This window comes from Mangrovibacterium sp. (assembly GCF_059905295.1).
This window is the reverse complement of record NZ_JBZQJF010000108.1, coordinates 1-6443: the sequence shown is the minus strand read 5'-3', so window position 1 is coordinate 6443 and position 6443 is coordinate 1. Positions and strand designations below refer to the sequence as shown.

Sequence of the window (6443 nt, the reverse complement as noted above, 5' to 3'; positions counted from 1 at the left end):
GGAAATGATTGGTGTGGGAGAAGGGAAAAAGGGAGCTGTGTGGGTTGCCCGTAAAGTTCCCGATGGAATGATCTCGGCACATGCTAACCATTCCCGTATCGGAGAGTTCCCGTTAGACGATCCGGAGAATTGCCTGTATTCGTCGAATGTGATCTCTCTGGCGATCGAACGAGGCTACTACGATCCGAATTCGGGAGAGCCTTTCCGTTTCAACGATGTTTATTGTCCGGCAACACCGGCTATTTTACGCTATTGTGAATCGCGGGTATGGAGTATTTTCCGGAGGGCAGCTCCTTCTCAAAATTTTTCGCCCGATTATCATCGTGGGGTAAAAGGGGCCCAACCGTATCCCTTATTTATCAAACCTGATTATAAAATCGGGGTGGCTGAGCTGGCAGCATTGGTGCGCGATCATTACGAGGGAACCCCTTGGGATATGACAAAAGGTTTGGGTGCAGGACCCTATGGAACGCCTAACAGAGACCGACCGCTAACTTTCAAAGTTGATGGCGATGATTGTGCCTGGGAGCGTCCGATCTCGAATGTGAATACCGCATTTTCATTTATCAGTCAAAGTCGGGCCTGGTTACCCGATGCGATCGGCGGGGTGATGTGGTATTCGCCGGACGATACTTTTACCAACTGTTACACGCCTTTCTATCCGGCTGTTAGCAAAATTCCGGAAGCTTATGCACATGGCGATCAGGGAAAATTCTCCTGGGAGTCAGCCTGGTGGGCCTTCAATTTCGTTTCCAATTACATCAATCTGAAATATCGTTATATGATCAAGGATGTATTGCCCGTTCAGAAGCAGTTGGAGGGAAAGGCCCTGGCGCAACAAGATTCAGTTGAGCAGGCTGCCTTAAAACTTTATGAAAGCGATCCCGATTCGGCAGTTGCATCCCTGACCAGTTATTGCTCTGCTACAGCAAATAATGTTGTGACAAAGTGGCGTGAGCTGGGGCAGCTGTTGGTTACGAAATATATTGACGGCTATATTAACGATGAGCGGGGATCCGGGCAAACTGCCGGTTATCCGCAGCAATGGTACAACCGGGCCGTAGAGGATAAGCCCAGTTTGAAGAATGCGGTATGGAGAAAGGATGCCGAAAGTAAAGAACCTCAAAGCTATTAAGCTGAATTCAATTCTAAAATACTTTCACAGAAGTTATAGTCACTTGAGGTATTGAACTTTGAGTCCCTAAAAATAGAAAGGCCGTCGGTTTGAAACAGACGGCCTTCATTATGTGCTTATTTGTTGAATTAATCTTCAGTAGCAAGTTCCGGTTGTGTTGACTGTGTTGATAGGTTTTTGGAATGATAATCTTCGAAGATGATCGCAATTGCAATTTTGACAAGGAAGGTAAATACGATAGAACCTAATGCAAAGATCATCGCTGCAGTTCTTAGTTCGATCATCGACGGCGTATATACGTAGATTTGGCCTAGCACATCGGGGGTGAAGCCGGGAATAATCAGGGCAATTCCTTTCTCAACATAAACACTGGCGTAGATCAGCACGGCCCCGATGTTGAGCGTGGTGAAGTTCTTTCTTGTTTTTGGAACCAGAAACAGGACGAAGGCAACACATCCCATGATGATTGATGCCCAGCTGTAAGGAACAATCTCTTTATTGTCACCGATGCCAAACAGGAGGTATTGCCAGTATAGAATGTGTTCAGTGCCGCTGTAAAACTCTTTAAATAATTCGGCAACTGTGAAGAAAAGGTAGATAAACATGGCATACACCATCAATTCGGCAATCGTCCAGATTGCTTCATCCTGAATTTCAAATCGGGTGAATTTGCGAAGCAGCTGAAACAAGATTAGCAAGATTGCCGGTCCGGAACAAAAAGCGGAGGCCAGGAATCGGGGAGCGAGTAAGGCGCTGTTCCAAAACGGACGAGCCGGAATGGCATTGTACAGAAAGGCTGTTACGGTATGAATGGCAACTGCCATCGGTATACTGATGAACACTAAAGTAAGAACCAGTTTTTTATTGTATTCTTTTTTAATAAAAATTCGGTGTAGTAAGTGAACGACAACAACAAGATTAATAAGCAGGTAGGTGAGTAAGACAAAGAAATCCCACGATAGCATCGATGACGGGAAGTTCATGGTGCCAATGCCGGGTAGCATGTGCCAAAAACGAAGTGGATTGCCAATGTCGACGATGATAAAGCCAATACTCATAATCACAGCACATATGGCGAGTAGTTCGCCAAAAATGACAATTTCTTTGATGGGCTTCCAATTGTAAACATAGGCCGGAATAACCAGCATAACGGCAGCAGCAGCAATACCAACCAGAAAGGTAAAATTACCAATATAAAACGCCCAGGAAACCGAGTCACGCATGTTCGTGGTTATCAGCCCGCTGTTCAGCTGCTGAAAATACCCTCCGGCACCCCAGATTAATGTCAATAACAGAAAGAATAACCATCCGTAATAACTGCGGTTACCACGCGAGATAATTTTGAAAATACCGGTTGTGGATTGTGTTACGTTCATGAGTCTTGTTTTTTCAAATTAGCTTCAGGGCTTAAACGCCAAAGAAGTAGTAGAATTTGGGCTGTGTGTTGAGTTCTTGTTTCAACACCAGTACCCTCTTATTTTCAAGAATGTAGCGTATTTCACTATTGGGATCCAGCAAATTTCCAAACTTACGGGCTCCCACAGGACATATCTCGACACAGGCAGGATAGCGGCCTTCGCGCACCCGCTGAATGCAGAAGGTGCATTTTTCAACGACCCCTTTCATACGGGGACGGTTGCCTAAGTAGTGTACGTTTGTGTTTAGCTCATCTTCCGGAATATTGGGTTCGCCCCAATTGAAGTGTCGTGCACCATACGGGCAGGCAGCCATGCAATAGCGACACCCGATGCACCAGTTGTAGTCAACGACAACAATGCCGTCGGGTTCCTGCCAGGTTGCTTTAACCGGGCAAACAGTTGTACACTGCGGATGTCGGCATTGCTGACACTGTACAGGTAGATAGAAATAACCTTCTTCCGGAACCTTTTCAGGATTGTAATGAACATTGGAGTCGGCAAAATCGATCCCCTTGTCTTTTTCCATTTCCAGGACTTCTATCCATTGAATTTGCGGATCACGCGACTGGTTATTTTCTTTCACACAGGCATAAACACACCTGCGGCAACCAATGCAACGAGACAGGTCGAGCGCATAACCAAACAGAATGCCGTCGGTTGCAGGTTTGGCCGATACTGTAAATTCTTTACCGTACTTTTCTTTATAGTCTTGCTCCAGACTTTTGATAATGTCGTCGACTTCATCCTTGGATAAGGCGCGAAAGTTTTTCTGCAAAAAATGATCAAAGGTCTTCATGTCGCAACCTGAAAATGCGATTGCAGAACCTGCAGCCAGCGCAACGTTCTTTAGAAATGACCTTCTGGATTTATCTTTTTTCATAGTAACAAATTCTTCGATTTATTTCAATATTTTCTGGGGAAGCGGAGGTGGTTCCGGAGTAATTGGTTTAAACTTGGGTGCATGCGGATTATGGCAATGCACACAGAGTAAATAGTGCTTTTGTCCGTTCCATTGGCCTGTTCTTTTTCCATGAACGCCTACCCGCCAATCCCGGAGTTTTTCACCATGACACTGACCGCATAGTTTGTATGATTCTTTAAAACTCAGCAGTTGGCCGCTGGCTAACCGAAGTGAATCCCGGTTCATGAGATCGTGGCAGTCGAGACACCAGCGGTTGGCTTTGTCGTGATTGAAGATTGAAGTCACCTCTTCATGCCAATCCAGCTGTCGTCGAACAGGATTAGGAACCAGCTCGCTGTGGCAGTCCGAACAAGGGTAGATGCCTTCCGAGAATGGTGGGGCTTCAACGGCATATTCTTCAGTCTGGGTGGATGAAGCGGTCTTTTCAGCCGGAAGAACATGCTGGTTGTATTTCTTCTCCATTGAATGACATGCGCTGATCACAAGCATCGTGAATAAAAGAAAGATTCCGGTTCTGTAAAATCGAAACACACGGAGGGCCAATTCCCTTTTCTGTAGAGGCTTATGACCAGGTTTAATAATAGGACTGTAAATCGGGTTCATAGCTTAGGGTTCTTTTTTAGACTTGTAAAATTTGGTGTATAGAATGGATGCACTGATGGAGACCACGGCCAATACCATAAACAGCAAGATGCGGAAAACGATGTCGATATTGGCGAAGTCAACAAATATCAGTTTGCAGGCAGAGGCAATGACTGAAGCTATTGCTAGCCATCGGTATTTTATATTTTTCAGTAGAAGGCTGGTTGCAAAAAACAGGATGGCAGCGAAAATCCACGAAGCCGTGATCCAGGTTTCGGGAACCAAATGATAAAATGCAATGAGGGTCATGATCCATCCTGCAAGCAAGTATAGGTTTCTGATTAGTTCTGTTTTAAGCTGAAGTCGATCTTTCTTCCAGTTAATAATTCGTGCACTCAAAAAAGCGATGAGCATAAACGACAAGTTTGTGCCGTTGTAGCTTAAGTCGTCGGTTAAATATAGGGTGAGCAGTAAAAAGAACAGGAATGTATTTATTACGACAATAAAACGCGATTGGAACCAAAGTGCCATTGAAACGACCAGTAAGCTCTGTATGGATAACAAAGTGTATGCTTTGGGAAGAAGAAATATGCCGTAGAACGCGACACTCATGGCAACAAAACTATAAATAGCATACATGGAGGCGAAGATCTTGATTTCTGTTCGTTTTTGTAATACGATAGAGTAGGCCAGACAAACGGCAGCAATGAATCCAAACAAGAGGATGTAGGAATCCCTGAAATAAAGTAAGGTTGAAAAGGCCAGAACGATTGAAAAGTTCATGCCGTTCCATACGACGGAGGCAATCAGTAATTCTCGTGATATTGTTTCTTTAAGTGGAATAATTGCTAACAATGAAAAGGCAACAGCACTTATAAGAAGGTTGAGATAGCTTATTCCCGGGGGTGAGCTAAGTTCGAGCGGATTTCCGATCATAGGATTATTGAGAAGCCAGTTCGAATGTGCCAGGTAAATAATAAAAATGAATGCAAGCATTAGTTTTAGCCATCCAAAACGGGTATAAAAAAGGACGGCAAATATGGAAGCGAGCATGGTGGTAACGGCTGCAAATGCATTCGATCCGGTTACGATTCCTGTTGTCAATAGCATGAGTATTGACAGGAAGGCTAAAGTTGGTTTTTGCTGTTTTGTTGCCCAATACAACTCAAAGCCTACAACGATTAGTAATAAGACTGTCGCCACTGTCTTGCTGCCAATCAACGGAGAGCTGGTAAAGAAGTGTAGCTGCAAGGTGATGTAGAAAAGTAAAAGATGCCCGCAGTAGGCAAAGAGCCTGGAAAGGTAGCTGAACGACCGGCGACTGTAATAGGAAGTCAGGTAAATTAGGCCAACAGAGGCAAAACCAACAATTGCCGAGAGTAGTGGGTTTTCCAGGTACTGAACCAGGAAGCTGATTCCAAAAAGCAGGACAATGTTACCAAGCCAGGCTAGTCCGTACTCTCCAATGCTTGATTCAACGTTCTCTTTTTTTGTGAATGATAGGTCTAACTCAAAATATGAGTCATCATCAGCTTTGCCAGCTTCGGAGGAAAGTACTGATTCTTTTTCGGTTTTGAGATGCAAAGCTTTTTCAATCTGTACTAATCGGATTTTAATTGCATTGATCTCATCTCTTATGTCATCCACTTCTGACATACGCGCTTAGGTTATCTGTAAAACACTTTAATGTTCGGTTCTACGGAAATGCGCAAGATAGGTATGTCTTTTTGTGCTGATATATATCAACTTAGAGCAGTTTGTGTCCTTTGGCGACAATCCGCAGTTTGCCCCAAAGATTTTGTCGAATCGTTACAGGACCATTGGGGAGGAAGGACCTTGGCCGAACACAGGATCATAAAACAGGTATTGAATGATGGATGAACAAGAAGATTTCCGGAGTCAGAAACCTCCCGATTAAACAACAAAAAGGCCGTCAGTTCAAAACTGACGGCCTTCAATATTGGATTGATTTTTTGAATTAATCTTCAGAACCAACTTCTACGTCCATGATGTCCTTGTCAACCAAGATGCGACCACAGTATTCGCATACGATAATTTTTTTGCGGTTGGCAATATCCATTTGACGTTGAGGCGGGATTTTGTTGAAGCAACCACCACATGCATCGCGTTGTACAGTTACAACTGCTAAGCCGTTGCGGGCATTCTTGCGGATACGTTTAAAAGCTGTCAACAAACGCGACTCGATCATTGTCTCGATTTTCTCGCCTTTGCTTTTCAGTTTTTCTTCTTCAATTTTTGTTTCTGCAGTAATCTCGTCCAGCTCTTTTTTCTTACGGTCAAGATCTTCTTCACGTTCTGACAGCTGCTTTTTAGAACTTTCAATCGTTTCTTTTTTCGATTTCATTTCAGCTGTAAATTCCTTAAT

6 protein-coding genes are annotated in these 6443 nt (G+C 44.0%); 1 reads left to right on the top strand and 5 read right to left on the bottom strand.

Going from position 1 to position 6443, the window contains the following annotated elements; all coding sequences use genetic code 11:
- Positions 1–1135: C69 family dipeptidase (locus AC37HE_RS05825; protein ID WP_500781851.1), on the top strand; the 1135-nt coding region annotated here is incomplete at its 5' end.
- 128 nt (positions 1136–1263) lie between these two features.
- On the opposite strand, the gene dsrP is transcribed toward AC37HE_RS05825, so the two are convergent.
- The 5 genes from dsrP to AC37HE_RS05800 form a co-directional block, all read right to left on the bottom strand.
- Positions 1264–2511 (bottom strand): sulfate reduction electron transfer complex DsrMKJOP subunit DsrP, encoded by a 1248-nt coding sequence (gene dsrP, locus AC37HE_RS05820; protein ID WP_500781850.1) that lies wholly within the window; start codon positions 2509–2511, stop codon positions 1264–1266.
- A 31-nt stretch (positions 2512–2542) separates the two neighbouring features.
- Positions 2543–3433, bottom strand: a complete 891-nt coding sequence (locus AC37HE_RS05815; protein WP_500781849.1) for a 4Fe-4S dicluster domain-containing protein — start codon at positions 3431–3433, stop codon at positions 2543–2545.
- An 18-nt stretch (positions 3434–3451) separates the two neighbouring features.
- Complete coding sequence (locus tag AC37HE_RS05810) at positions 3452–3937, bottom strand: hypothetical protein (RefSeq protein ID WP_500781848.1); 486 nt, start codon at positions 3935–3937, stop codon at positions 3452–3454.
- A gap of 144 nt (positions 3938–4081) precedes the next feature.
- A complete protein-coding gene (locus AC37HE_RS05805) occupies positions 4082–5713 on the bottom strand; it encodes a hypothetical protein (RefSeq protein WP_500781847.1) in 1632 nt (543 codons plus the stop codon).
- A gap of 322 nt (positions 5714–6035) precedes the next feature.
- Positions 6036–6443: zinc ribbon domain-containing protein (locus AC37HE_RS05800; RefSeq protein WP_500781846.1), on the bottom strand; the 408-nt coding region annotated here is incomplete at its 5' end.

Bases quoted from the DNA above. Each gene is read 5' to 3' on its own strand.
- dsrP (WP_500781850.1), bottom strand. From the start codon at position 2,511: ATGAACGTAACACAATCCACAACCGGTATTTTCAAAATTATCTCGCGT.
- AC37HE_RS05805 (WP_500781847.1), bottom strand. From the start codon at position 5,713: ATGTCAGAAGTGGATGACATAAGAGATGAGATCAATGCAATTAAAATC.
- AC37HE_RS05815 (WP_500781849.1), bottom strand. From the start codon at position 3,433: ATGAAAAAAGATAAATCCAGAAGGTCATTTCTAAAGAACGTTGCGCTG.
- AC37HE_RS05810 (WP_500781848.1), bottom strand. From the start codon at position 3,937: ATGGAGAAGAAATACAACCAGCATGTTCTTCCGGCTGAAAAGACCGCT.